The following is a 23,800-nucleotide window of genomic DNA, read 5'->3' on the forward strand; positions in this document are numbered from 1 at the left end:
CGCCTCGTGGGTGATTGGGAATCTGGTGGGTCAGAGCACGAAGCGCTTCACCGGCGCGGCATGCGCCAGGTAGGGAAGGTCCGTTTCGAACAGCGATTCCTCGCGGAAGCGGCCTTCACCCTCATGGGTGAGCAGGACCGCCGTTTGTGCGGGGGAATCGCCGCGTACCACGAACATGCGCCCGCCAGGCTTCAGCCAGCGCACGAACTTCTCGGGGACCGTGTGCACGGCTCCCGTGACCACGATGGCGTCGAAAACGCCCGTGGGCTTGTAACCGTTGACGGCCTCGGCGGTGTCCAGCGCGATGTTCGTCACCGCAGCGGCGGCCAGGCGCTGGCGCGCTGCCTCCACGAAATCGGCATGCATGTCGATGCTGGTGACCTTGCCGGCCAGGCGGGCGAGACAGGCGGTCAGGTAACCCGAGCCGGTGCCGATCTCCAGGACCTCGTCGGTCTTGTTGAGCGCCAGGGCCTGGAGCACGCGGCCCTCGATCACCGGCTTCATCATCACCTCGCCGTGGCCAAGGGGCAGCGTGAGGTCGGCGAATGCCACGTTCCGGTGAGCCGGCGCCACGAAATCCTCGCGACGCACGCTCTTCAGGGTCTCGAGGACGTCGGCGTCGAGGACTTCCCAGGGGCGAACCTGGTTTTCGACCATGTTCTGCCGCGCCTGCTCGAAATTCATCGCCATGTGTTGGATCCCGTACGAAAGCTGCAAAAAGATTCGGAAGGATAAGCGCTTAGCGCCCGTTTTCCCATTGTGTTAAGGCTGCGGTGCCGACGCCGTCCGGCGAAGTGCCGGAAGTCACCGGACCGGGCTGACGGAAGTCATGGTTCCCGCCATCGGGAGCTACGCTGGCGCCTGAACGGGTGCCGGCGCCCCGCCTTGGCCGCCATGGGTAACCGCCCGAACGCCCCCATTTGTCATTCTAAGGTAGACGGGCGGTACAACCAGTGTTTTCAGCATGCTGGAAATAACTGAACCGCTGCGTATAATAAAGTCATAATCTCTGTTTGTGAAGGTGCAGCCATGAACGCCAGCCCGAAACTGAAGACCCAGGGTCCGGGGCGTCCGAAGGACATGGAGAAGCGCGCGGCCATCCTCGACGCGGCCAAGTCGCTCTTCACCCATGGCGGCTTCGCCGGTACCAGCATGGACGCCGTCGCGGCTTCCGCCGGCGTATCCAAGCTCACCGTGTACAGCCATTTCGGCGACAAGGACAACCTCTTCCGCGAGGTGATCCGCGCGCATGTGCAGGAACGCCTGCCGGACGACCTCTTCGACTTCAATCCGGGCGCCGACATCCGCGTCACCCTGACCAACATCGCCAGCCGTCATGCGGCGATGGAAACCAACACGGAATCGGTGGGCACCTTCCGCGCGATCCTGTCCGACTGCCAATCGGGCGGCAATCCGCGTTTCGGCCGCCTGGTCTGGGAAGAGGGTCCCGCACGCATGCATAAGCTGATGCAGCGCCTGCTGGAGGGCGCCGCTTCGCGTGGCCAGCTCGATATCCCCGACGTGTCCCGCGCCACCACGCAATTCCTCGCCCTGCTCAAGGGCGACCTGCTGATCCGCCGTCTCTTCGGTTGCGAAGACTGCGCCGTGCAGTTCGCCGAAGAGGTCAAGGCCAACGCCCTGGCCGCGGTGGACATGTTCATGCGCGCGTATTCGCCGCGCCACGTGAGCGTCTGACGCTCGCTTCCCGGCTCGCTTCGTGGTTGAATCCCCGGCGAAGCGGGGGTGCCCATGCGATACGCGCGGGCTGAGAGAGTCCCTTCGAACCTGATCCGGTCCGTACCGGCGTAGGAAGCTTCGTCCACGGTCGACGTGCGTGCCCCTGGGGCGTGTCGCGCCTCGTGACGGCGCCGTCCGCTTCTCCCTTCCCCTGTGAGGAACGAGAAGCCGATGAACGCCATGCCCACCGACCTGGCCCGCGCCGCGCGCGAGCTGTCGCAGTCCGTTACCGCGCCGATGGCCGGTTCCCGCAAGATCCATGTCACCGGCAGCCGGGCCGACCTGCGCGTACCGATGCGCGAGATCGCCCAGGCCGCCACGCCGACGCTGTTCGGTGGTGAGGACAATCCGCCGATCGTCGTCTACGACACCTCCGGCCCCTACACCGATCCCACTCACGTGGTGGACCTGGCCGCCGGTCTACCGACGCCGCGCGCCGCATGGATCGCCGAACGTGGCGATGTCGAGCGGCTCGACGGGCTCTCCTCGAGCTTCGGACGTGGCCGCGCCATCGACCCGCGGCTGGACGCCATCCGCTTCGCGTCCACGCGCGCGCCGCTACGGGCGAAGGCCGGCGCCAACGTCACCCAGATGCACTACGCCCGGCGCGGCATCGTTACCCCCGAGATGGAGTACATCGCCATCCGCGAGAACCAGTGCATCGACGCGCTCGCCGACAGCGCGCTGCGCATGCAGCATCCTGGCGAGGCCTTCGGTGCGTCGTTGCCGAAGCGGATCACGCCGGAGTTCGTGCGGGACGAGGTGGCGCGCGGCCGCGCGATCATTCCCGCCAACATCAATCACCCGGAAGCGGAGCCGATGATCATCGGCCGCAACTTCCTGACCAAGGTCAACGCCAACATCGGCAACAGCGCGGTGAGTTCGGGCATCGCCGAGGAAGTGGAAAAGCTGGTCTGGGCGATCCGCTGGGGCGGCGACACGGTGATGGACCTCTCCACGGGCAAGCACATCCACGAGACGCGGGAATGGATCATCCGCAATTCGCCCGTGCCCATCGGCACCGTGCCGATCTATCAGGCACTGGAGAAGGTCGACGGCGTGGCGGAGGACCTCACCTGGGAGATCTTCCGCGACACGCTGGTCGAGCAGGCCGAGCAGGGCGTGGATTACTTCACGATCCACGCGGGGGTGCTGCTGCGCTTCGTACCGCTCACGGCGAAACGCGTCACGGGTATCGTTTCCCGTGGGGGCTCGATCATGGCCAAGTGGTGCCTCGCCCATCATCGCGAGAATTTCCTCTACACGCATTTCGAGGACATCTGCGAGATCATGAAGGCGTACGACGTGTCCTTCAGTCTCGGTGACGGATTGCGTCCGGGTTGCGTGGCCGACGCGAACGACGCCGCGCAGTTCGGCGAACTGGACACCCTGGGCGAACTCACGCAGCTGGCCTGGAAGCACGACGTGCAGTGCATGATCGAAGGCCCCGGGCACGTGCCCATGCATCTCATCAAGGAGAACATGGAGCGTCAGCTGGAGAAGTGCCACGAGGCGCCGTTCTACACGCTGGGGCCGCTCACCACCGATATCGCGCCCGGCTACGACCACATCACCAGCGCGATCGGCGCGGCGATGATCGGCTGGTTCGGCACCGCCATGCTTTGCTATGTCACTCCGAAGGAACACCTCGGCCTGCCCAACCGGCAGGACGTGCGCGATGGCATCATCGCGTACAAGATCGCGGCGCACGCGGCCGACCTCGCCAAGGGCCATCCGGGCGCGCAGGTGCGCGACAACGCCTTGTCGAAGGCCCGTTTCGAGTTCCGCTGGGACGACCAGTTCAACCTCGGCCTGGACCCGGACAAGGCGCGCGAATTCCACGACGAGACGATGCCGAAGGACGCGCATAAATCCGCCCACTTCTGCTCGATGTGCGGCCCGAAGTTCTGCTCGATGAAGATCACCCAGGATGTCCGCGACTACGCGGCGGAGCAGGGCGCGGTCGAACTCGCCGAGCGCGGCATGGCGGAGAAGTCCGCGGAATTCCTGGCGCAAGGCGCGGAGGTCTACCACAAGGCATGAGACCCGATGCCCGGTGACACCCGGTGCTCCGGTGGGAGCCGACCCTGTCGGCGATGGGTGCTTGCCTCAACCTGGCCCGCTGCCGCGGGATCGCCGACAGGGTCGGCTCCCACCAAGAGCGTCTTCACCCGCCCTTCCCGGCGGCGGCCCTAACGTTCCCGCCATTCCCCACTCTCCCGAGGAGACAGGCAATGGCCAACGGCAAGCCCTTCGTCAGCGACATCGAGAACATCCGCAAGCGCGCCCGTGAACACATCGACCGTGGCGCCGTCACCTCGGGATATCGTGCGGACCGCGAAACGGTGATCAAGCTGCTCAACGAAGCGCTGGCCACGGAGATCGTCTGCGTGTTGCGCTACAAGTACCACTACTACATGGCGCCGGGCATCCATTCGCAAAGCGTGAAGTCGGAGTTCCTCGAACACGCGAACCAGGAACAGGCCCACGCCGACCGCATCGCCGAGCGGATCACCCAGCTCGATGGCACGCCGAACTTCAACCCGGAAGGCCTGCTGTCGCGCAGCCACGCCGACTACGTCGAAGGCACCACGCTGGTCGAGATGATCAGGGAAGACCTCGTCGCCGAGCGCATCGCCATCGACAGCTATCGCGAGATCGTGCAGTACATCGGCGACGACGACCCGACCACCCGGCGCATCATGGAGGACATCCTCGCGCAGGAGGAAGAGCACGCCGAGGACATGGCGACCCTGCTGGAGAACCTTGGCGCCAAGGGCGAGCCGGCGGCACCTTCGTCGCATTGACGGTAAGCTAGGCGCTCACGTTCGCGACGATAAGGATGACCCATGAATGCGACCGCCACGCCCGCGCCGGCCCGGCGCCGACGGAACCCCCTCAGCATGGCGATCGCGGTCCTCGTCGCAATCCTCGTGCTGCTCATCCTCATCATGATGTGGTGGTGGGACAAGGAGCCCGAACAATTCGATCCGGTCGCCGTCACCACCGCGCACATGAAGGACATCGGCCGCCCGTTGAGCACCGGCGCCGTCACCACGTACACGCTGATCCGCTCGGTCGACACCTTGCTGGACAAGCGCGGCGGCTACCTCAGCAACGACAGGCTGCCGCCCGGCGTGTTCATGGACAACATGCCCAACTGGGAATTCGGCTCGCTGATCGCCTCGCGCGACCTTGCTCGCTCGCTGCGTAACGACTTCAGCCGTTCGCAGACGCAGTCCACCGAGGACAAGGACCTGGGCGAGGCCGATCCGCTGCTCAACAGTCCCAACGATCGCTGGCTGCTGCCGAGTTCGGAATCGCAGTATGCGAAAGCGACGGACGACCTCGACAAGTACCTCTCGCGCCTGTCGGACGCCGCGGACGCCAATGCGCATTTCTACGCGCGCGCCGACAATCTGGCCGATTACCTGCAGACGGTGTCCGCGCGGTTGGGTTCCCTATCGCAACGGCTATCGGCGAGCGTCGGCCAGTTGAAGGTGGACGCAGCCCCGAATGCCGATGTGGCCGTCAACGCTGGTCCCGCCAAGGCGGTGTACGTGAAGACGCCCTGGAACAAGATCGACGACAACTTCTACGAAGCGCGTGGCTACACCTGGACCTTGCTGGAGCAGCTGAAGGCGATCCGTCACGATTTCGCCCCGATCCTGCGCAGCAAGAACGCGGACGCCAGCTTGCAACAGGTGATCCGGGAATTGGAGGAATCGCAGAAGGCGCTGGGCAGCCCGGTGGTGCTCAATGGCTCGCCGTTCGGGTTCTTCGCCAATCATTCGCTGGTGATGGCGAACTACATCTCGCGGGCGAACGCGGCGATCATCGACCTGCGTGGGTTGCTGGGGCGCGGGTGACGGTGATGGGGTGCGGTAAATGGGCCGCGCTACGCGCGGATCGCCGATAGGATCGGCTCCCACCCAAGCCGCCGATAGGATCGGGTCCCACCAGACCTGGGCAGGTCGGGTGGGAGCCGACCTTGTCGGCGATGGGTGCTCGCCGAATGCGCCGGCAGAAGCACCCCTGAATCCACAGGTCAGTTATCGATCTTGTACCGACCCATGCCCGACACGATCTCGGCCTTCGCTTCTTCGGCACCGACCCAGCCGTCGATCTTGACCCACTTGCCCTTCTCCAGGTCCTTGTAGTGCTCGAAGAAGTGGCCGATGCGCTCCAGCCAGTGACCGGAGACCTGCTTGATATCGCGGATGTGCGCGTAGCCCGCGAACACCTTCTCCACCGGCACCACGACGAGCTTCTCGTCCGCGCCGGCCTCGTCGGTCATCTTCAGCATGCCGACCGGATGGCAACGGATCACCGAGCCCGGTACCAGCGACAGGGGCAGGATCACCAGGGCGTCCAGCGGGTCGCCGTCGCCGCCGAGCGTGCCGGGGACGTAGCCGTAGTTGCAGGGATAGCGCATCGGCGTGGAGAGGATGCGGTCGACGAAGATCGCGCCGCTCTGCTTGTCCACTTCGTACTTGACCGGCTCCGCATCCTTCGGGATTTCGATGATGACGTTGATTTCATCCGGCACGTTGCGACCGGCGGGAACGAGGTGCAGACCCATGGGATTCCTTGATTCTTCGGGGATAAGTCGGCCGGATAGGATACGGCCACCCCGCCCCGGGGGGAAACCCCGGGGCAAGGCGCTCCCTTACTTCAGGTGTTCCCAGAGGTAGGTGTAGGCCAGGGCGTTCATGAACGCCGACTGCTTGTTGTCCGCCGCGGCGCCGTGGCCGCCCTCGATGTTCTCGTACAGGCTGGCGTCGAAGCCCATGGCCTGCATGCGGGCGGCCATCTTGCGCGCATGGACCGGTCCGACGCGGTCGTCGCGGGTCGAGGTGGTGAACAGCACGGGCGGATACTTGGTGCCCTTGCGCAGGTTCTGGTACGGAGAGAAGGTCTGGATGTACTTCCATTCCTCCGGCTTGTCCGGATCGCCGTATTCGGCCATCCACGACGCGCCGGCCGACATGTGCGGGTAGCGCTTCATGTCCAGCAAGGCCACCTGGCTCACCACCGCGCCGTAGAGCTGCGGGTACTTGGTCAGCATGTTGCCCGCTAGCAGGCCGCCGTTGCTGCCGCCCATCATGCCCATGTGGCCCGGGCTGGTGATCTTGCGGTCGATCAGGTCCTGCGAGACGGCCGCGAAATCCTCGTAGGCGCGCGGACGGTTGACCTTCAAGGCTGCCTGGTGCCAGCGCGGGCCGTACTCGCCGCCGCCGCGGATGTTGGCGATGACGTAGACGCCGCCCTTCTCCAGCCACGCGCGGCCGACACCCGCCGAATACATCGGTTGCAGGGAGATCTCGAAGCCGCCGTAGCCATAGACCAGGGTCGGGTTGTTGCCGTCGGCCTTCATCGCCTTCGGTGCGATCTCGAAGTAGGGCACCTTGGTGCCGTCCTTCGACGTGGCGAAATGCTGGCTCACGACGAACCGCGAGGCGTCGAAGAACGCCGGGCTGTGCTTGATCGCCTCGCGCTCGCCCTTGCCCAGCGTGCCGTAGTAGAGCGTGGTGGGCTGCAGGAAGCCGGAGACGGTGAGGAAATACTCGTCGCTCTCGTCGGCGTCGATGCCGCCGGCCTGCATCGTGCTGAGCGCTGGCGCGCCACTCAGTGTCTCGCTCTTCCACGCACCCGTGGCGGCCGGCGTCAGGACCTGGATCTCACTCACCACGTCCCGCATCAGGTTCAGGATCAGGTGGTGGCGCGTCCACGAGTGGCCCGACAGCGAGGTGTGCTCGTCGGGTGTGAAAAGCACCGTGAGGTCGCGTTTGCCGGCCATGTAATCGTCGAACTTCGTCGCAAGCAACGCGCCGGAAGGATACGTCTTGCCACCGACGGTCCAGGGAGTGCGTGGCTCGATCAGCAACCACTCGCGCTCGACGTCGGTCTCGGCGTCGTTGGGGACGTCGATCTTCGCGAGCTTGCCGTCCTTGCCGCGAAGGAAGGTTTCCGAATTGTAGAACTCCAGCGCACGCTGCACGAAGTCGCGTTCGAAGCCGGGCGTGAGATCGCGGAAGGCCGAGATCGACATGTCGCTGGGCTTACCCTCGTACACCGTCGTGGCGGACGACAGCGGCGTGCCGCGCTTCCACTCCTTCACGATGCGGGGGTAGCTCGACGTGGTCATGGAACCGGGACCGAAGTCCGTGGCGACATAGATGTGGTCGTCGTCGATCCAGGCGACCTGGCTCTTCGCCTCGGGCAGGGTGAAACCACCCTCGATGAAGGTCTTCGTCGACAGGTCGAACTCACGCACCACATCGGCGTCCGCGCCGCCGCGCGAGAGCGAGACGAGGCAGCGGCGATTGTCGGGCCTGAGGCACTGGGCGCCATGCCATACCCAGTTCTCTTTCTCGGATGCGGCGAGCGCGTCGAGATCGATCACCGTCTCCCAGGCGGGCTTGTCCTTGCGGTACTCGGCCAGCGTCGTGCGCCGCCAGAGGCCCTTCGGGTGCTGCTTGTCGCGCCAGAAGTTGTAGTAGTGGTCGCCGATCTTCGAGACCATGGGGATCTTCGCGTCGGAATCGAGCACCTCGAGGAGACGCGCGTCGAGGGTCTTGAAATCCTCGCCTTCCGCGTACTTCGCGACGGTCTCGGCGTTGCGCGCCTTGACCCATTCCATCGGTTTGGCGCCGTCGATGTCGTCGAGCCAGAGGTTTTCATCATCGGCGCCGGCTTCGATGGCGGGCGCGGCGGTCTTGGGTGTTTCGTGGGCTTGGGTCATGCCACTGAAGGTAAGGGCGATGGCCAGCGCAATCCAGCGTTGATGCATGGGTCGTGATCCTGGAGGTGAATGCTCGACCTTAGCGCAGCGGTGGCGCGACGGGCGCCATGACTTCCTACCTATCGCGGGATCTGCCCATCCTGGGATGGCATATCTGTCGAGCCGCTTCCCTGTGGGAGCCGCTTCAGCGGCGATGGGTGCTTGCGATGAACTGGCCCGCTGCCGCGGGATCGCCGACAAGTCGGCTCCCACCGGGCTTGCCTCGCCCTGGTGGGAGCCGACCTTGTCGGCGATGCTCTTAAAGCAACGGAATCAACAACAACGCCACGATATTGATGATCTTGATCAGCGGATTCACCGCCGGTCCCGCCGTGTCCTTGTACGGATCGCCCACGGTATCGCCGGTGACGGCCGCCTTGTGCGCATCGGAGCCCTTGCCGCCGAAGTGGCCGTCCTCGATGTATTTCTTGGCGTTGTCCCAGGCGCCGCCGCCCGTGGTCATGGAGATGGCCACGAACAATCCGGTGACGATCGTGCCGATCAGCACGCCGCCCAGCGTCTGCGCGCCGGCCACGGGGCCGCCGAGCCACTTGAAGCCGAAGATCACCACCACGGGCACCAGCACCGGCAGCAACGAGGGAACCAGCATCTCGCGGATCGCCGAGCGGGTGAGCAGGTCGACCGCGCGCGAGTAGTCGGGCTTGGTCGTGCCCTCCATGATGCCGGTGATCTCGCGGAACTGCCGGCGCACTTCCTCCACGACCGCACCGGCGGCACGGCCGACCGCTTCCATCGCCATGGCCGCGAACAGGTACGGGATAAGGCCGCCGATCAGCAGGCCGATGATCACGTAGTGGTTGGACAAGTCGAAGCGCACCTCGGTGCCACCGAAATGCAGGTTCAGGTTGTGCGTGTAGTCGGCGAACAGGACCAGCGCCGCGAGGCCCGCCGAGCCGATCGCGTAGCCCTTGGTCACCGCCTTGGTCGTGTTGCCCACGGCATCCAGCGGATCGGTGACGCCGCGTACCTCGGCGGGGAGTTCGGCCATCTCGGCGATGCCGCCCGCGTTGTCCGTGATCGGCCCGTAGGCATCCAGCGCCACGATCATGCCGGTCATGCTGAGCATGGCCGTGGCGGCGATGGCGATGCCATAGAGGCCGGCGAGCGCGTGCGCGCCCCAGATCGCCGCGCATACGGCGAGCACCGGCAGCGCGGTGGACTTCATCGAGACGCCGAGGCCCGCGATGATGTTGGTCGCGTGCCCGGTGGTCGAGGATTGCGCCACATGGCGTACCGGGCGGAACTCCGTCGCGGTGTAGTACTCGGTGATCACCACCATCGCCCCGGTGAGCACGAGGCCGATGATCGCGCAGCCGTAGATGCGGCCGGGACCGAATGCGGAGTCGGCCATCAGCGATTGCGTGATGGGCCAGAAAGCGACCGCCGCGAGCACGGCGGACACCGCCACGCCAGCGTACAGGGCGTTCATGATCTTGCCACCGCGGGTCTTCACGAAGAACGTGCCGATCACCGAGGCCACGATGGAGGCACCCCCGAGCACCAGCGGGTAAAGCACGCCCGAGGGGCCGACTTCGGTGGCCATCACGCTGCCCAGCAGCATCGTGGCGATGAGGGTCACCGCATAGGTCTCGAAGAGATCGGCGGCCATGCCGGCGCAGTCGCCGACGTTATCGCCCACGTTGTCCGCGATGACCGCCGGATTGCGCGGGTCGTCCTCGGGGATGCCGGCTTCGACCTTGCCCACGAGATCCGCGCCCACATCGGCACCCTTGGTGAAGATGCCGCCGCCGAGGCGCGCGAAGATCGAGATCAGCGAGGAACCGAAGGCCAGTCCTACCAATGAATGCAGGACATGCGTGCGCTCGTAACCCATGTGGGTGAGCACGCCGTAGTAGCCCGCCACGCCGAGCAGGCCCAGACCCACCACCAGCATGCCGGTGACCGCGCCGCCACGGAAGGCCACCGCCAGAGCGGAAGAAAGGCCGCTTCTGGCGGCCTCGGCGGTACGGACGTTGGCGCGAACGGACACGTTCATGCCGATGTAGCCGGCCGCCCCGGAGAGCACCGCCCCCAGCGCGAAGCCGATCGCGGTACCCCAATCGAGGAAGATGCCGATGAGTAGGAAAAGCACGATGCCGACAACGCCGATGGTGGCGTATTGGCGGTTGAGGTAAGCGCGGGCGCCTTCCTGGATCGCCGCGGCGATCTCCTGCATTCGTTCGTTGCCCGGCGACCTGGCCAAGACCCAACTGACCGAAAACGCACCGTACAGAATCGCAACGACCGCACATGCCAGCGCGATCCATAAACCGTACTGCTGCAGCATCGAAGCCTCCCCGAATTGTGGGGGCCCAACATGGGGCCCGATCCGAGTATAGGCAGGGGAGGCGGGGGAAGGCGTTGTGCGCTGCGGCGTAGGTGCCGCAGCGCACGTCAGTTTTACCGCGTGGCGATATCCAGGATGATGCCGGTAGCGATGGCGACGAGCAGGTACTGATCGCTGTCGTCGTCGCGGACCCAGTGGTAACCACGTGGCGGCTCGCGCAAGTGGCGCACGCGATAGTCGTTCACGATGATGACGCGGCCGTCGTAACGATGGCCGCGCTGCCAGCTGCGCGCATGCGGCGGCGGGCCGCGGTGGTTGCCGCGGTCGTCGTGCCAGTCGCGGTCGTCGCGACGATCGTCACGCTTGTCGTCGCGACGATCCTGTCCCGGCGGACCACCGCGCGGCGGATCGAACGCGAACGCAGGCGCGACGGTGCCCAGGGTGGCGATGCAGAACACCAGTTTTCCGAACGATTTCATGATCCGTGTCTCCCGTTAACGCGTGGCGATGTCGAAGATGATGCCCGTCGCGATCGCGACCAGGAGGAAATCGTTGTTTTCACGGACCCAGTGGTAGCCGCGCGGCGGGGGACGCAGGCGATAGCTGCCGTAGTCGTATACGACCACGTTGCGTCCGTAGTAGCGGTGCCCGCGCTCCCAATGGCCGTAGTAACGCGGCGGCGGCGGGCGGTGGTAATAGACCGGGCGGTGATCGTAGCGGTGGTCGTAGCCGTGGCCGTAATAACGCGGCGGCGGACGATGCCCGCGCCAGTCGTTGTCGTGGCGCCAGCCCCGGTCGTCATGCCGGCGGTCGTAACCGTGGCGGTCGCGATCACGGCCGTGGTCGCGGTCGCCGCGCCCATGGTCGTCGGCGAAAGCCGCCGTGGTGGTGGCCAGCGCCAGGACAGCGAACGCGGTACGCAGCATCGTTTTCATCATAGGTCTCCCAGGACGACCGTCACCCCGCGGGTCACCGCGGTCGATCGACGATTCGGATCCTAGGCAGCGCTGGCTGAACGCGAAGTCCTACGAAATGAAAGCTTCAGGAAAGTGTTCATTGCCGCGACAGCTATTGAACTGGTGCGTTCAGGAAATCGACCCGGGGCGGAACTCGAGACTGAGGCTTTCCGGGCGTTCCGGCAGGTCTAGAGCGGTTTTCCGTTCAGGCGTCCGGGCAAGGACCCGCCCCCCGCGGACCACCAGCAGGCGGTTCGCCTTGAGCCGGATCGCCTCGTAGGTATCGCCCGCCTGCAAGAGCACCAGGTCGGCGCGGTTCCCGGCCTCGATGCCATAGCTTTCCAGGCCGAGCACGCGCGCCGCATTGCCGGTCACGGCGGCGAAGGCGCGCGCCACGCCGGCGCTGGAGGTCATCTGCGCCACGTGCAGGCCCATGTGCGCCACGTCGAGCATGTCGGCGGACCCCATGCCGTACCAGGGGTCCATGACGCAATCGTGGCCGAAGGCGACGTTCACCCCGGCATCCATCAGTTCGGGCACGCGGGTCATGCCGCGCCGTTTCGGATACGTGTCGTGCCGGCCTTGCAGGGTGATGTTGATGAGCGGATTGGCGATGGCGTGCACGCCGGCTTCCGCGATGAGCGGGAGCAGCTTCGACACATAGTAGTTGTCCATCGAATGCATCGAGGTGAGATGCGAGCCCGTCACCCGCCCTTGCAGGCCGGTGCGGATGGTCTCCGCGGCCAGCGTTTCGATGTGCCGCGACAGGGGGTCGTCCGATTCGTCGCAGTGCATGTCCACGCGCAGGCCGCGTTCGGCGGCCAGTTCGCACAACCAGCGGATGGAAGCGGTACCCTCGGCCATCGTCCGTTCGAAATGCGGTATGCCACCGACCACGTCCACGCCCATGTCCAGGGCGCGCACGAGGTTAGCCTTCGCATGGGGCGAGCGCAGCAGGCCACCCTGGGGGAAGGCCACCAGTTCCAGATGCAGGTAGGGCGCGACGCGGCGCTTCACGTCGAGCAACGCCTCGACCGCCAGCAGGCGATCGTCGCAGACGTCCACATGGCTGCGGATCGTGAGCAGCCCCTGCGCCACGGCCATGTCGCAATAGGCCATCGCGCGATCGACCAGCGCCTGCTGGGTGAGGTCGGGTTTCAGCTCGCCCCACAGCGCGATGCCTTCGAGCAAGGTGCCCGAAGCATTCAGGCGTGGCAGGCCGAGCGACAGCGTGGCATCCATGTGGAAGTGCGCATCGACGAAGGGTGGCGCGACCAACCGGCCCCGCGCATCGATCTCCTCCACGCCCTTCGCCGGCAGGCCTGGCTGGATCGCGGCGAAGCGTCCGTTCTCGATGCCGATGTCGACGCCCGTGCGGCCGTCGGGAAGGCTGGCGTGGCGGATGATGAGGTCCATGGCGGGTCCGGGAAGAATGACGCTTCATGATAGCGGCCGCTTTGGCCCTGGACATCGCCGACAGGGGCGGCTCCCACCGGGTGGCCTGGCGGTTCATTGGTATGCACTGGTCCTTGCTGGCGCCGTCACGTATCGCGCACCGCGACGGCGAGAGTCTTCCGTTCGAACACGGGGCAAACCGCACCGGTACGTTGCCGAGGATGGAGGCCGTGGTCGACAAGCAGCAAATAACTCGGAAAACGAAGATCACGCCCTTGCAGAAGGCGGCCGCGGAGGCGCCGCGAGGCAGCATCACGGCCTTGCGCAAGCAGGCGCGCGAGTGCCGGGCGTGCGACTTGTGGAAGCCGGCGACGCAGACGGTATTCGGCGAGGGGCCGGTGCGTGCACGGATCGTCGTGATCGGCGAACAGCCCGGCGACCAGGAAGATCTGGCGGGCAAGCCCTTCGTCGGCCCGGCGGGCAAGTTGTTCGACCGTGCGCTGGATGCGGCAGGCATCGAACGTGGCGCGCTCTACGTCACCAACGCCGTGAAACACTTCAAGTTCGAACCGCGGGGGAAGGTGCGCTTGCACAAGCGGGCGAACGCGGAAGAACAGGCGGCATGCCGGCCGTGGCTCGCGGCGGAGATCGACCGCATCGATCCGAAGGGCATCGTATGCCTGGGTGCGATGGCGGCACAGGCGGTATTCGGGGCGTCGTTCCGGTTGATGGCCGAACGCGGGCGCTGGATCGAACTGGCGGACGGCCGCCGCGGGCTGGCCACGGTGCATCCGTCGTATCTGTTGCGCTTGCCGGGACATGAGGCGCGCGAGCAGGGCTTCGCGGATTTCGTCCGCGATCTCAAGCAATTGAAGGAGGTGCTTGGTTAAGCACACCCTGGTGGAGGCTTGCCTCCCCGTGGAGGCTTGCCCCACCCCGGTGGGAGCCGACTTTGTCGGCGATCCCGCGGCAGCGGGGCGGGTCATCGCGAGCACCCATCGCCGCTTAAGCGGCTTCCCACCACGGCTCACGGCCCCGGATGAGGCACACAGGCTTGCCAAACCCTGGTGGGAGCTGACTTGTCGGCGATCCCGCGGCAGCGGGCCAAGTCACCGCAAGCACCCATCGCCGCTGAAGCGGCTCCCACAATGGGAGCGCAACTATCCGATCGCGAACTTCTTCAACTTCCTCGGCACCGCCGCATTCTTCAACGTCACGTACACCGGCAGCCCGTCCGCCCCGTACGGCGGCGGCGCTTCGCCCTGGATCAGCGGCGCCAGGTAACGGCGCGCCGCCGCCGTGATGCCGAAACCGTCCTTCGAGATGAAGTTCTTCGGCATCTTCTTCTCATGGTTGGCGATCTTGTCCAGCGGCGCCGCCTCGATCTTCCACTTGTACGGCTCGTCCGACGTGCGCACGATCACTGGCATGACGGCGTTGAGTCCTTCCGCCGCGTATTCCACTGCCTTCTTGCCCACGGCATAAGCCTGTTCGAGGTCGGTCTTGGAAGCGACGTGCCGCGCTGAACGCTGCAGGTAGTCGGGCAGGGCCCAGTGGTACTTGTAGCCCAGCTTCTCGCGCACTAGCGCCGCAAGCACCGGCGCGGCACCGCCGAGTTGCGCATGGCCGAACGCGTCGCGGGCGCCGGACTCGGCGAGAAACTTGCCTTCCTTGTCCTTGACGCCCTCGGATACCACGACGGTGCAATAACCCACCTTCTCGACGGTGGCCTTGACCTTGGCAAGGAAGGTCTCCGGATCGAAGACGTTCTCCGGAAACAGGATGACGTGCGGCGGACCGCCCGGCGACGACCCGGCCAGGCCTGCCGCCGCGGCGATCCAACCCGCGTGGCGGCCCATCACCTCGATGATGAAGACCTTGGTGGAGGTGTCCATCATCGAGGCGACGTCGAGACTGGCCTCGCGCACGGCGATCGCGGTGTACTTCGCGACCGAGCCGAAGCCCGGGCAGGTGTCGGTCACCACCAGGTCGTTGTCGATCGTCTTCGGCACGCCGATGCAGTTCACCTCGTAACCGAGCGCCTGGCCGATCTTCGAGACCTTGTTGGCGGTGTCCGCCGAATCGTTGCCGCCGTTATAGAGGAAGGTGCGGATGTCGTGCGCCTTGAAGACCTCGATCAGGCGTTCGTATTCGGCGCGGTTCTCTTCCAGCGACTTCAGCTTGTAGCGGCAGGAGCCGAAGGCGCCGCCCGGCGTGTGCTTGAGGGCGGCGATGTTGGCCTTGGCTTCCTTCGAGGTGTCGATCAGTTCCTCGCGCAGCGCGCCGAGGATGCCGTTGCGCGCGGCGTACACCACGATGCCCTTGTCCCGGGCCGTCTCGATCACGCCCGCGGCGGTGGCGTTGATCACGGCGGAGACACCGCCCGACTGGGCGTAGAGGAGTTTGCCGGCGGCCATGCTTCGCATCCTTCTGGTGGGGCGGGAACCGCAGGGTAGCGCGCCCGGCGTCATGGTGGCTTGAACGGGGCGAGTATTTCAGCCGTTTGACGCGGCGGCGCCGCTGCCGTTACCTTGAGACCCATTTTCTCGTGTCCGGCGGCGGGTTTGCCCCGTGCGTCCGACGAAACGGAGCATCAATGCGACTCGTGCTATTCGGCGCCCCCGGTTCCGGCAAGGGTACCCAGGCCACCCGCCTCAAGGAACGCCTCGGCGTACCGCATATCTCCACCGGCGACCTGCTGCGCGCGGAGATCAAGGCCGGCACCGAACTGGGCCTCAAGGCCAAGGGCCTCATGGACGCCGGCCAGCTGCTGCCCGACGACATCATGCTCGGCATCATCGAGCACCGCCTGGGCGAGCCGGACGCGAAGCCGGGCTTCATCCTCGACGGCTATCCGCGCAACCTGGCGCAGGCCGACGCGCTCGATACCGTGCTCGCCCGCATCGGCCAGCCGCTGGATGTCGTGGTCAAGCTCGACGTGCCCGATTCGGCCATCGTCGATCGCTGCGAGGTGCGTTTCGAGAAGGAAGGCCGTCCGGACGACAACCCGGACACGGTCAAGAAGCGCCTCGGCATCTACGCTGACCAGACCGCTCCGGTAGCCGACTTCTACAAGCAGCGCGGCAAGTTGCAGGTCGTCGACGGCGTCGGTGAACTCGACGAGGTGACCCAGCGCGTGCTGGACGTATTGCCCGGTGGCGTCAAGGCCGCCAGCGCCTGATCCCCGTGGTCCGCCGGCCTGACCGGCGGATCTCCGCGGTGCCCTCGCACCGCGCCAAGACGAGCCCCCTCATGCGCGTCCATATCCTCGGTATCTGCGGCACCTTCATGGGCGGCGTCGCCGCGCTCGCGCGCGAACTCGGCCTCACCGTCGAAGGCTCCGACGCCAACGTCTACCCACCCATGAGCACCCAGCTGCAGGACCTCGGCATCGCCCTGATGCAGGGCTACAAGGCGGAACACCTGCAGCCCGCGCCCGATCTGGTCGTCGTCGGCAATGCCATGACGCGCGGCAACCCCGCCGTGGAATACATGCTCGACGAGGGCCTGCGCTACATCTCCGGGCCGCAGTGGCTGGGCGAGACCCTGCTCGGCGGGCGCGAGGTGCTGGCCGTGGCCGGCACGCACGGCAAGACCACGACCACCAGCCTGCTGGCGCACCTGCTCGAATCCGCCGGCCTCTCGCCGGGCTTCCTGATCGGCGGGGTGCCGGGCAACTTCGACGTCTCGGCACGGCGTGGCGAGGGCAAGCCCTTCGTGATCGAGGCCGACGAATACGATTCGGCCTTCTTCGACAAGCGTTCGAAGTTCGTCCATTACCGGCCGCGCATCGCGATCCTCAACAACCTTGAGTACGACCACGCGGACATCTTCCCCGACGTGGCCGCGATCCAGCGCCAGTTCCACCACCTGGTGCGCACCGTGCCGGGCAATGGCCGCCTGATCGTCAACTCCGAGGACGCCTGTCTGGCCGAGGTGCTGGCGATGGGCGCGTGGACGCCGGTGGAAACCTTCGGCATCGATGCCGGCGACTGGCGCGCCGAACTGCTGTCCTCCGATGGCTCGCATTTCCGTGTACACCGCGCCGGCATGCCGTTGGGCGAGGTTCGCTGGGAATCGCTGGGCCGGCATAACGTCATGAACGCGCTCGCCGCGCTCGCCGCGGCGACGGCGGCCGGCGCCGATCCCGTCGCGCTGCTGCCGGCTTTCGGCGATTTCGCCAGCGTGAAGCGGCGCATGGAACTCATCGGCGCGGCGCGTGGGGTGACCGTGTACGACGACTTCGCCCACCACCCGACGGCCATCGCCACGACGCTGGCGGGCCTGCGGGCGAAGGTCGGCGGCGCGCGCATCCTCGTGGCGCTGGAGCCGCGGTCGAACTCGATGCGTCTAGGCGCCCATGCCGAGGCGCTGGCGCCTTCGCTGGCCGATGCCGATCGCGTGGTCTTCCTGCACCGGCCCGAGTTGGCGTGGGATGCGGGGAAGGTGACGGCGGCGCTCCACGGCCGCGGCGCCACCTTGCCCACCGTGGAAGGACTCGTCGCGGCCCTCGCGGCTGAGGCGCGCGATGGCGACCACGTGGTGTTCATGTCCAACGGTGGCTTCGAAGGAGCCCCGCGGCGCTTCTTCGCGGCGCTGGACGCGGGTTAGACTCACGGGCATGGCCGCGACCACGCCCGCCCTCGACCTTCCGCTGTTCCCCCTCTCGAACGTCCTTTTTCCGGGCGGTCACCTGCAATTGCGCATCTTCGAGCCGCGCTACATCGACCTGGTGCGCGAATGCGCGCGCACCGGCCGGGCCTTCGGCGTGTGCATGATCCTCGAGGGCCGGGAGGCGGGGCAGCCCGCCGTGCCCGCGGCCGTCGGCACGCTGGCCACGATCACCGATTTCCACACCCGTGAAGATGGTCTGCTCGGCATCGTCGCCGAGGGCGGCCGGCGCTTCCGGGTCATGCGCACGCGCGTGCGTTCGGACGGCCAGGTGCGCGGCGACATCGCCACCTGGCAAGACGAAGAGATCCTTCCGCTACCCGCGGAATTCGGTTTGCTGGCGACCATCCTCGAGCGTCTTTCCGAGCAGATGTCCCCGCCGTGGCGCAACGACGTGGCGGCGAAGTCGGACGATGCGAGCTGGGTGGGCTTCCGTTTGTCGGAACTGCTGCCACTGGACCCGGAGGAATGCCAGCACATGCTCGAACTTGCCGATCCCCTGCAACGCCTGGCCGAACTGCGCGATATCCTTCCGCGTTTCCAACGCGCCTGAGGCCTCCGTCATGACCACGCTCGCCGGCAAGACCCTGTTCATCACCGGCGCGTCGCGCGGCATCGGCCTGGCCATAGCCCTGCGCGCCGCGCGCGACGGCGCCAACATCGTCATCGCGGCCAAGAGCAACGTGCCCAACCCGCGCTTGCCGGGCACCATCCACACCGCGGCTGCCGAGATCGAGGCGGCCGGTGGTGTGGCCTTGCCGCTCAAGGTCGATATCCGCGAGGAAGCGGAAGTGCGCATGGCGGCCGCCACCGCCGCGGAACGCTTCGGCGGGATCGACATCGTGGTGAACAACGCAAGTGCGATCTGGCTGGCCGGCGTGGAGGACACGCCGATGAAGCGTTTCGATCTCATGCACGAGGTGAACACGCGCGGCACCTTCCTCACCACGCAAGCCTGCCTGCCGTTCCTGAAGGACGCGGCGAATCCGCACGTGCTGATGCTTTCGCCACCGCCGAGCATCGATCCGAAGTGGTACGCACCGCACGTCGCGTACACGATCGCGAAGTTCGGCATGAGCCATTGCGTGCTCGGCATGGCGCCCGAGTTCGCGCCGATGGGCATCGCGGTGAACGCGCTGTGGCCGCGAACCGTGATCGCGACGGCGGCCATCGCGATGCTCGGCGACACGGTGCGTCCTGAGAATTGTCGTACGCCGGAAATCGTGGCGGACGCCGCCCACGCGATCCTCACGAAACCGTCACGCGATTTCACCGGACGGTTCTGCATCGACGAAGACGTGTTGCGCGACGAAGGCGTGCGCGATTTCGAGCGCTATGCCGTGCTGCCGGGCCAGCCGTTGCTGCCCGATCTGTTCCTATAGCGAGCACGGCTAGCCCGTTTGGCGTATGGCCGCTTTCGGCAAGCGGGTATACCGTCGAACCCTGTCGCCCATGCTCGAACCAGGGCGGACAAGTGGGGCTTGCCGGCCTGCAGGGGTGCCGGCGGCGGGTCCGAAGATGAACCCGCGAAGCCGGCAGCAGGCCACGAGACGGGTGAGGAGCAGGCATGTCGCGCGGGGAATCGACGGGACGTTGCGTCGTTTGGGTGGGTAGACCGAGCGTCGAGGAACATTTCGGACTGATCCGGGCGGGCTGGCGAACGCTGGTCGCCGATCCGGCGCGGCAGGACGCTGAACTGCCCGAATGTGGTGATGCCGCCATCGCGGTGGTGGACCTGCGCGCGAGTGCGCAGGTAGCCGTCCGTATCCTCGCCGCGCTGCGCGAGTCGCATCCGGGCATGGCATGGATCGGCCTGACCAGCGCGCGCACTCCCACCCGCGATCCTTCCGTTCGCCATGTATTGCCGCAGGCGTTCGAGATCATCGACGGCCCTTCGTCGTTCAGCGCGTTGCGCCGTGCGCTCACCCGTATTCCCAACGAGGGCATCGCGCACGCCGGCGACGACCGGCCCAGCATGCTGACCGGGAACAGCCCCGCCATTCGCGCGCTGTCGCACAACATACGCAAGTTCGCGCCGGTGGAGCTGCCCTTGCTGATCACCGGCGAGACCGGCACCGGCAAGGAGATGGCCGCGCGGGCACTTCACCAGATTTCCTCGCGCAGCGACCGTCCCTTCGCGGCGATCAACTGCGGCGCGTTGCCGGCCAACCTGGTGCAGTCGGAGTTGTTCGGTCACGAACGCGGCGCCTTCACCGGTGCCACCGCGCGGCGGATCGGGCACTTCGAGTCCGCCGATGGCGGCATCGTCTTCCTGGACGAGATCGGCGACCTCCCGCTGGATGCGCAGACCAACCTGCTGCGCGTGTTGCAGGAGGGAACGATCGAACGCATCGGCAGCTGCCAATCGATCAAGGTGGATGTGCGCGTGCTCGCCGCGACGCATGTCGACCTTGAAAAAGCGGTGGCGCAGGGGCGGTTCCGCGAAGACCTGTTCTACCGGCTCAACGTGCTGCGGCTGCGCATGCCGCCACTGCGCGAACGCCAGGGCGACATCGAACTGCTGGCGCAGCATTTCCTCGATGCCTTCCGGGAAAGCTACGGAACGCGAGCGCGCGCGTTCAGTGCGAACGCGCGCAAGGCGATGAACGGGTTCGCATGGCCGGGCAACGTGCGCGAGTTGATGAACCGCGTGCAGCGCGCGGCGGTGATCGCGGAGGACGCGCTGATCACGCCGGAGGACTTGGAGTTGAGCATGGACACGGCCACGGGCGACCGCGACAGCCTCGGCAGTGCGCGCACCTCGGCCGAGCGCGAGGCGATCGTGGATTGCCTGCGCGCGAGCGCCTTCAACATCAGCGAATGCGCGCGCCGCCTGCGCGTTTCCCGCGTCACCGTCTATCGGCTTTGCAAGAAGCATCAACTGGCCCTCGATCAGTTGCGTTGACGGCACCGGCTACACCTGTCCCCTGAAAAGAAAACTCCCGGTCCTCGGAAGGACCGGGAGTTCCCATTCGATCGTCCGGCTTGGCAGGGTCGTCGGGCGAGCGAACCACGCGGCTTCACAGGGCCTTGCCCCTGAGAAGGAGCAAACGCCGTGCCACCGGGTGGATGCTTTGATTCGCAAGGAATTTTCAGCGAAGCCCCGCACGCTGTCCGTTCATCCGGTGTTGCGAGGTGTAACAAGCCGTTGCAAAGGAGACACACGTCCGGCGTTGTCGGGGCGCCCATCGCCTTATACGATGCGGTTTTCACGCGCGTGCACGCGCATCCGTCCTTGCATGGGTCCCGGCGCTATGGCCGGGGCCGGGAGTCCGTTCCATGTCGTCGCACCCTGTCGATCCCTCCGATCTCCTCGGCCTGGGCAAGCGTTACTGGCTGCCCGTCTACCGTCCACGCGACGTGGTCCTTGACCACGGCAAGGGCGCGCGGGTGTGGGACACGGAAGGCCGCGACTACATGGATTTCGGCGCCGGTATCGCGGTGAACGCGCTAGGCCACCAGGACCCCGACCTCGTCGCGGCGCTGGTCGCCCAGGCAAACAAGCTCTGGCATGCCAGCAACGTCTTCTATTCCGAGCCGCCGCTACGCCTGGCGCAGGAACTGGTGGACCACGCGCCGTTCGCCGAGCGTGTTTTCCTGTGCAATTCCGGTGCGGAGGCCAACGAGGCCGCGATCAAGCTGGTGCGCAAGTGGGCCGCCTCGCAGGGGCGCACACCGGAAGAACGCGTGATCGTGACCTTCAAGGGATCCTTCCACGGACGCACCCTCGCCACGGTGACGGCGACGGCCCAGCCGAAATACCAGGAGGGCTACGAGCCACTGCCCGCCGGTTTTCGCTACGTGCCCTTCAACGATCCCGTGGCACTGGAAGAGGCATTCGCGCAGGGCGGCGTGGCGGCCGTCATGCTCGAACCGTTGCAGGGCGAGGGTGGCGTGATGCCGGCCGCGCCGGGCTTCCTCAAGAAAGTGCGGGAACTGTGCGACGAGCACGACGCGCTGATGGTGCTCGACGAGATCCAGTGCGGCATGGGTCGCACCGGCATGCTGTTCGCGCATAGCCACGATCACGTCACGCCCGACATCGTCACCCTGGCCAAGGCGCTGGGCGGTGGCTTCCCGATCGGCGCGATGCTGGCCGGGCCGAAGGTGGCCGAGGTAATGCAGTTCGGGTCCCATGGCACGACCTTCGGCGGCAACCCGATGGCCGCGGCGGTGGCGCGCGTGGCCCTGGCCAAGATCGCCTCGCCGGCGGTGCTGCTCAACGTGGAGCGTCAGTCCAACGACATCCGCAAGGGCCTGGACAAGCTCAATCACGAATTCCAGCTGTTCTCGGAAGTCCGCGGACGGGGCCTGATGCTCGGCGCCGTGCTGGAGTCGTCCTACAAGGGACGCGCCGGCGAAATCCTGGACATCGCCGCCGCCCACGGCCTGCTGATCCTCCAGGCGGGCCCCGATGTACTGCGCATCGTGCCGCCCCTGACGATCACGGACGAAGAAGTGGCCGAAGGCCTGGAGCGCCTGCACGCCACGCTGGCCGAGTTCGCGCAGGAAGCGAAGGTCGCCTGAAAGAGCCGGAGCCGACTCCGCCCTGGTGGGAGCCGACCTTGTCGGCGATCCCGCGGCAGCGGGCAAGGGTGCGGCAAGCACCCATCGCCGCTGAAGCGGCTCCCACAGTGAAGTCGGGTCGCGTTACAGCGCGGCGAACGTCGCCGCAGCCGCCTCGATCGTCGCGTCGATCTCCGCGTCGCCGTGCGCACTCGACATGAAGCCCGCCTCGAACGCCGATGGCGCCAGATACACGCCGCGCTCGAGCATGCCGTGGAAGAACCGGTTGAAGGCCGCCACATCGGCCGCCGTGGCCTGCGCGTAGCTCTCGACCGTCTCGTTCGTGAAGAACAAGCCGAACATCGCCCCGACACGATTCACGCTGAAAGGAATGCCAGCCTTGCGCGCGGCGTCGAGGATGCCATCGGTGAGCCTCTCGGTGCGTGCAGCGAGGTCGTCGTGGAACCCGGGTGCCTGGATCACTTGCAGCATCGCGAGCCCGGCGGCCATGGCCACGGGATTCCCCGACAAGGTGCCTGCCTGATAGATCGGGCCTGAAGGTGCCACCTGTTGCATCAGGTCGCGGCGTCCACCATAGGCGCCGACCGGCATGCCGCCACCGATGATCTTGCCGAAGCAGGTCAGGTCCGGCGTGACGCCATAGTGGGCCTGCGCCCCGCCGAGGGCGACACGGAAGCCCGTCATGACCTCGTCGAAGATCAGCAGCACGCCGTGCTGCGTGCACAGTTCACGCAACGCGGGCAGGTACCCTTCCTTCGGAGGAATGCAATTCATGTTGCCGGCGACCGGCTCGATGATCAGGCCCGCGATGTCGTCGCCGTGCTCGGCGAACAGCGACCGCGCCGCATCGATGTCGTTATACGGAAGGGTGAGGGTGAGGTCGGCCGCCGCCTTGGGCACGCCGGGTGACGTGGGCACGCCGAAAGTGAGGGCGCCCGAGCCGGCCTTCACGAGGAAGCTGTCGCCGTGGCCGTGGTAACAGCCTTCGAACTTCACGATCTTGTTGCGGCCCGTGGCACCGCGCGCCAGGCGGATCGCGGACATCGTCGCTTCGGTGCCGGAGTTCACCATGCGGACCATGTCCACCGAGGGAACCAGCGACACGATCGTCTCGGCCATCGTCACTTCGGCCGCGCAGGGGGTGCCGAACGACAGGCCATCGAGCACCGCCCGCTGGACCGCTTCGCGCACTGCGGGATGGTTGTGCCCGGCGATCATCGGGCCCCACGAGCCCACGTAATCGATGTAGCGCTTCCCTTCCACGTCCCAGAGATAAGCGCCATCGGCGCGCGCGGTGAAGAACGGTTCGCCGCCGACCGACTTGAAGGCGCGCACGGGCGAATTGACGCCACCGGGCAGCAGCTGTCGGGCGCGGTCGAAGAGTTCGTGGTTCGTGGTCATCGAATGATTCCGGGGCGTGGG

The 23,800-nt window shown here is 66.4% G+C and carries 21 protein-coding genes and 1 riboswitch (1 of these 22 only partly in view); of the genes, 11 read left to right on the top strand and 10 right to left on the bottom strand.

The features are described 5' to 3' along the window. Positions 1–30: 30 nt before the first annotated feature. Positions 31–690 carry a protein-L-isoaspartate O-methyltransferase family protein gene (locus QFZ41_RS12540; protein WP_429199082.1) on the bottom strand — a complete coding sequence of 220 codons (660 nt, stop codon included), beginning with the start codon at positions 688–690 and terminating at the stop codon, positions 31–33. Between the two features lie 339 nt (positions 691–1,029). Between QFZ41_RS12540 and QFZ41_RS12545 the strand changes: the two genes are divergently transcribed. The 4 genes from QFZ41_RS12545 to QFZ41_RS12560 all read left to right on the top strand — a co-directional run bounded on the left by QFZ41_RS12545 (position 1,030) and on the right by QFZ41_RS12560 (position 5,606). Then, a complete protein-coding gene (locus tag QFZ41_RS12545; RefSeq protein WP_371022545.1) occupies positions 1,030–1,695 on the top strand; it encodes a TetR/AcrR family transcriptional regulator in 666 nt (221 codons plus the stop codon). A gap of 34 nt (positions 1,696–1,729) precedes the next feature. Next, positions 1,730–1,829: riboswitch (TPP riboswitch) on the top strand. A 79-nt stretch (positions 1,830–1,908) separates the two neighbouring features. Further along, positions 1,909–3,780, top strand: a complete 1,872-nt coding sequence (gene thiC / locus QFZ41_RS12550) for a phosphomethylpyrimidine synthase ThiC (protein ID WP_429199083.1) — start codon at positions 1,909–1,911, stop codon at positions 3,778–3,780. A gap of 191 nt (positions 3,781–3,971) precedes the next feature. Further along, positions 3,972–4,544 carry a ferritin-like domain-containing protein gene (locus QFZ41_RS12555; RefSeq protein WP_429199084.1) on the top strand — a complete coding sequence of 191 codons (573 nt, stop codon included), beginning with the start codon at positions 3,972–3,974 and terminating at the stop codon, positions 4,542–4,544. 42 nt (positions 4,545–4,586) lie between these two features. Continuing rightward, entirely contained in the window at positions 4,587–5,606 is a 1,020-nt protein-coding gene (locus QFZ41_RS12560; protein WP_429199085.1) for a DUF2333 family protein, read from the top strand. A 179-nt stretch (positions 5,607–5,785) separates the two neighbouring features. Here the strand turns inward: QFZ41_RS12560 and ppa are convergent, their stop codons facing one another. From ppa to QFZ41_RS12590, 6 genes are all read right to left on the bottom strand, one after another. Next, the gene (gene ppa / locus QFZ41_RS12565; RefSeq protein ID WP_371025072.1) at positions 5,786–6,319 is read right to left on the bottom strand and encodes an inorganic diphosphatase; all 534 of its coding nucleotides are present in this window, start codon (positions 6,317–6,319) and stop codon (positions 5,786–5,788) included. Positions 6,320–6,406: 87 nt separating this feature from the next. After that, positions 6,407–8,530, bottom strand: coding sequence for a prolyl oligopeptidase family serine peptidase (locus QFZ41_RS12570; RefSeq protein ID WP_429199086.1), 2,124 nt, complete (start codon positions 8,528–8,530; stop codon positions 6,407–6,409). 250 nt (positions 8,531–8,780) lie between these two features. Further along, the gene (locus QFZ41_RS12575) at positions 8,781–10,829 is read right to left on the bottom strand and encodes a sodium-translocating pyrophosphatase (RefSeq protein ID WP_429199087.1); all 2,049 of its coding nucleotides are present in this window, start codon (positions 10,827–10,829) and stop codon (positions 8,781–8,783) included. A 113-nt stretch (positions 10,830–10,942) separates the two neighbouring features. Beyond that, positions 10,943–11,308: an RcnB family protein gene (locus QFZ41_RS12580; RefSeq protein ID WP_429199088.1), complete on the bottom strand. Its 366-nt coding sequence runs from the start codon at positions 11,306–11,308 to the stop codon at positions 10,943–10,945. 15 nt (positions 11,309–11,323) lie between these two features. Next, a complete protein-coding gene (locus QFZ41_RS12585; protein WP_371025068.1) occupies positions 11,324–11,764 on the bottom strand; it encodes an RcnB family protein in 441 nt (146 codons plus the stop codon). A 150-nt stretch (positions 11,765–11,914) separates the two neighbouring features. Next, complete coding sequence (locus QFZ41_RS12590; protein WP_429199089.1) at positions 11,915–13,201, bottom strand: amidohydrolase family protein; 1,287 nt, start codon at positions 13,199–13,201, stop codon at positions 11,915–11,917. 26 nt (positions 13,202–13,227) lie between these two features. Here QFZ41_RS12590 and QFZ41_RS12595 point away from each other — a divergent pair, with 26 nt between their 5' ends. After that, the gene (locus QFZ41_RS12595; protein WP_429199090.1) at positions 13,228–14,070 is read left to right on the top strand and encodes a UdgX family uracil-DNA binding protein; all 843 of its coding nucleotides are present in this window, start codon (positions 13,228–13,230) and stop codon (positions 14,068–14,070) included. Positions 14,071–14,340: 270 nt separating this feature from the next. Here QFZ41_RS12595 and QFZ41_RS12600 read toward each other — a convergent pair whose 3' ends face one another. Continuing rightward, positions 14,341–15,597 (bottom strand): 6-phosphofructokinase, encoded by a 1,257-nt coding sequence (locus tag QFZ41_RS12600; RefSeq protein ID WP_429199091.1) that lies wholly within the window; start codon positions 15,595–15,597, stop codon positions 14,341–14,343. Between the two features lie 179 nt (positions 15,598–15,776). Between QFZ41_RS12600 and QFZ41_RS12605 the strand changes: the two genes are divergently transcribed. The 6 genes from QFZ41_RS12605 to QFZ41_RS12630 all read left to right on the top strand — a co-directional run bounded on the left by QFZ41_RS12605 (position 15,777) and on the right by QFZ41_RS12630 (position 22,378). Next, positions 15,777–16,361 carry an adenylate kinase gene (locus tag QFZ41_RS12605; RefSeq protein WP_306849391.1) on the top strand — a complete coding sequence of 195 codons (585 nt, stop codon included), beginning with the start codon at positions 15,777–15,779 and terminating at the stop codon, positions 16,359–16,361. A 71-nt stretch (positions 16,362–16,432) separates the two neighbouring features. Continuing rightward, a complete protein-coding gene (gene mpl, locus QFZ41_RS12610) occupies positions 16,433–17,791 on the top strand; it encodes a UDP-N-acetylmuramate:L-alanyl-gamma-D-glutamyl-meso-diaminopimelate ligase (protein ID WP_429199092.1) in 1,359 nt (452 codons plus the stop codon). 10 nt (positions 17,792–17,801) lie between these two features. Then, the gene (locus tag QFZ41_RS12615) at positions 17,802–18,404 is read left to right on the top strand and encodes an LON peptidase substrate-binding domain-containing protein (RefSeq protein WP_429199093.1); all 603 of its coding nucleotides are present in this window, start codon (positions 17,802–17,804) and stop codon (positions 18,402–18,404) included. Positions 18,405–18,414: 10 nt separating this feature from the next. Further along, positions 18,415–19,233, top strand: a complete 819-nt coding sequence (locus tag QFZ41_RS12620; protein ID WP_429199094.1) for an SDR family oxidoreductase — start codon at positions 18,415–18,417, stop codon at positions 19,231–19,233. 185 nt (positions 19,234–19,418) lie between these two features. Beyond that, on the top strand, positions 19,419–20,756 hold the full coding sequence (locus QFZ41_RS12625; protein WP_429199095.1) for a sigma-54 interaction domain-containing protein: 1,338 nt from the start codon (positions 19,419–19,421) through the stop codon (positions 20,754–20,756). Positions 20,757–21,130: 374 nt separating this feature from the next. Continuing rightward, positions 21,131–22,378 carry an acetylornithine/succinylornithine family transaminase gene (locus tag QFZ41_RS12630; RefSeq protein WP_429199096.1) on the top strand — a complete coding sequence of 416 codons (1,248 nt, stop codon included), beginning with the start codon at positions 21,131–21,133 and terminating at the stop codon, positions 22,376–22,378. 123 nt (positions 22,379–22,501) lie between these two features. On the opposite strand, the gene hemL is transcribed toward QFZ41_RS12630, so the two are convergent. Next, positions 22,502–23,779, bottom strand: coding sequence for a glutamate-1-semialdehyde 2,1-aminomutase (gene hemL, locus QFZ41_RS12635; RefSeq protein ID WP_429199097.1), 1,278 nt, complete (start codon positions 23,777–23,779; stop codon positions 22,502–22,504). Continuing rightward, positions 23,776–23,800, bottom strand: the final stretch of a protein-coding gene (gene thiE / locus QFZ41_RS12640) for a thiamine phosphate synthase (protein ID WP_429199098.1). Its footprint extends 623 nt past the window's final position; 25 of the gene's 648 nt are visible here — the last part of the coding sequence; the start codon falls outside the window, past its right edge — the gene reads right to left on this strand; it ends in the stop codon at positions 23,776–23,778. Before thiE ends, hemL begins: the two co-directional genes overlap by 4 nt.

This window comes from Luteibacter sp. W1I16 (genome assembly GCF_050434905.1).
Lineage (GTDB): Bacteria > Pseudomonadota > Gammaproteobacteria > Xanthomonadales > Rhodanobacteraceae > Luteibacter.

What these genes read in the sequence shown, in the direction of transcription:
- QFZ41_RS12540 (WP_429199082.1), bottom strand. Translation starts at nt 690, where the DNA reads ATGGCGATGAATTTCGAGCAGGCGCGGCAGAACATGGTCGAAAACCAG.
- QFZ41_RS12545 (WP_371022545.1), top strand. Translation starts at nt 1,030, where the DNA reads ATGAACGCCAGCCCGAAACTGAAGACCCAGGGTCCGGGGCGTCCGAAG.
- thiC (WP_429199083.1), top strand. Translation starts at nt 1,909, where the DNA reads ATGAACGCCATGCCCACCGACCTGGCCCGCGCCGCGCGCGAGCTGTCG.
- QFZ41_RS12555 (WP_429199084.1), top strand. Translation starts at nt 3,972, where the DNA reads ATGGCCAACGGCAAGCCCTTCGTCAGCGACATCGAGAACATCCGCAAG.
- QFZ41_RS12560 (WP_429199085.1), top strand. Translation starts at nt 4,587, where the DNA reads ATGAATGCGACCGCCACGCCCGCGCCGGCCCGGCGCCGACGGAACCCC.
- ppa (WP_371025072.1), bottom strand. Translation starts at nt 6,319, where the DNA reads ATGGGTCTGCACCTCGTTCCCGCCGGTCGCAACGTGCCGGATGAAATC.
- QFZ41_RS12570 (WP_429199086.1), bottom strand. Translation starts at nt 8,530, where the DNA reads ATGCATCAACGCTGGATTGCGCTGGCCATCGCCCTTACCTTCAGTGGC.
- QFZ41_RS12575 (WP_429199087.1), bottom strand. Translation starts at nt 10,829, where the DNA reads ATGCTGCAGCAGTACGGTTTATGGATCGCGCTGGCATGTGCGGTCGTT.
- QFZ41_RS12580 (WP_429199088.1), bottom strand. Translation starts at nt 11,308, where the DNA reads ATGAAATCGTTCGGAAAACTGGTGTTCTGCATCGCCACCCTGGGCACC.
- QFZ41_RS12585 (WP_371025068.1), bottom strand. Translation starts at nt 11,764, where the DNA reads ATGAAAACGATGCTGCGTACCGCGTTCGCTGTCCTGGCGCTGGCCACC.
- QFZ41_RS12590 (WP_429199089.1), bottom strand. Translation starts at nt 13,201, where the DNA reads ATGGACCTCATCATCCGCCACGCCAGCCTTCCCGACGGCCGCACGGGC.
- QFZ41_RS12595 (WP_429199090.1), top strand. Translation starts at nt 13,228, where the DNA reads ATGATAGCGGCCGCTTTGGCCCTGGACATCGCCGACAGGGGCGGCTCC.
- QFZ41_RS12600 (WP_429199091.1), bottom strand. Translation starts at nt 15,597, where the DNA reads ATGGCCGCCGGCAAACTCCTCTACGCCCAGTCGGGCGGTGTCTCCGCC.
- QFZ41_RS12605 (WP_306849391.1), top strand. Translation starts at nt 15,777, where the DNA reads ATGCGACTCGTGCTATTCGGCGCCCCCGGTTCCGGCAAGGGTACCCAG.
- mpl (WP_429199092.1), top strand. Translation starts at nt 16,433, where the DNA reads ATGCGCGTCCATATCCTCGGTATCTGCGGCACCTTCATGGGCGGCGTC.
- QFZ41_RS12615 (WP_429199093.1), top strand. Translation starts at nt 17,802, where the DNA reads ATGGCCGCGACCACGCCCGCCCTCGACCTTCCGCTGTTCCCCCTCTCG.
- QFZ41_RS12620 (WP_429199094.1), top strand. Translation starts at nt 18,415, where the DNA reads ATGACCACGCTCGCCGGCAAGACCCTGTTCATCACCGGCGCGTCGCGC.
- QFZ41_RS12625 (WP_429199095.1), top strand. Translation starts at nt 19,419, where the DNA reads ATGTCGCGCGGGGAATCGACGGGACGTTGCGTCGTTTGGGTGGGTAGA.
- QFZ41_RS12630 (WP_429199096.1), top strand. Translation starts at nt 21,131, where the DNA reads ATGTCGTCGCACCCTGTCGATCCCTCCGATCTCCTCGGCCTGGGCAAG.
- hemL (WP_429199097.1), bottom strand. Translation starts at nt 23,779, where the DNA reads ATGACCACGAACCACGAACTCTTCGACCGCGCCCGACAGCTGCTGCCC.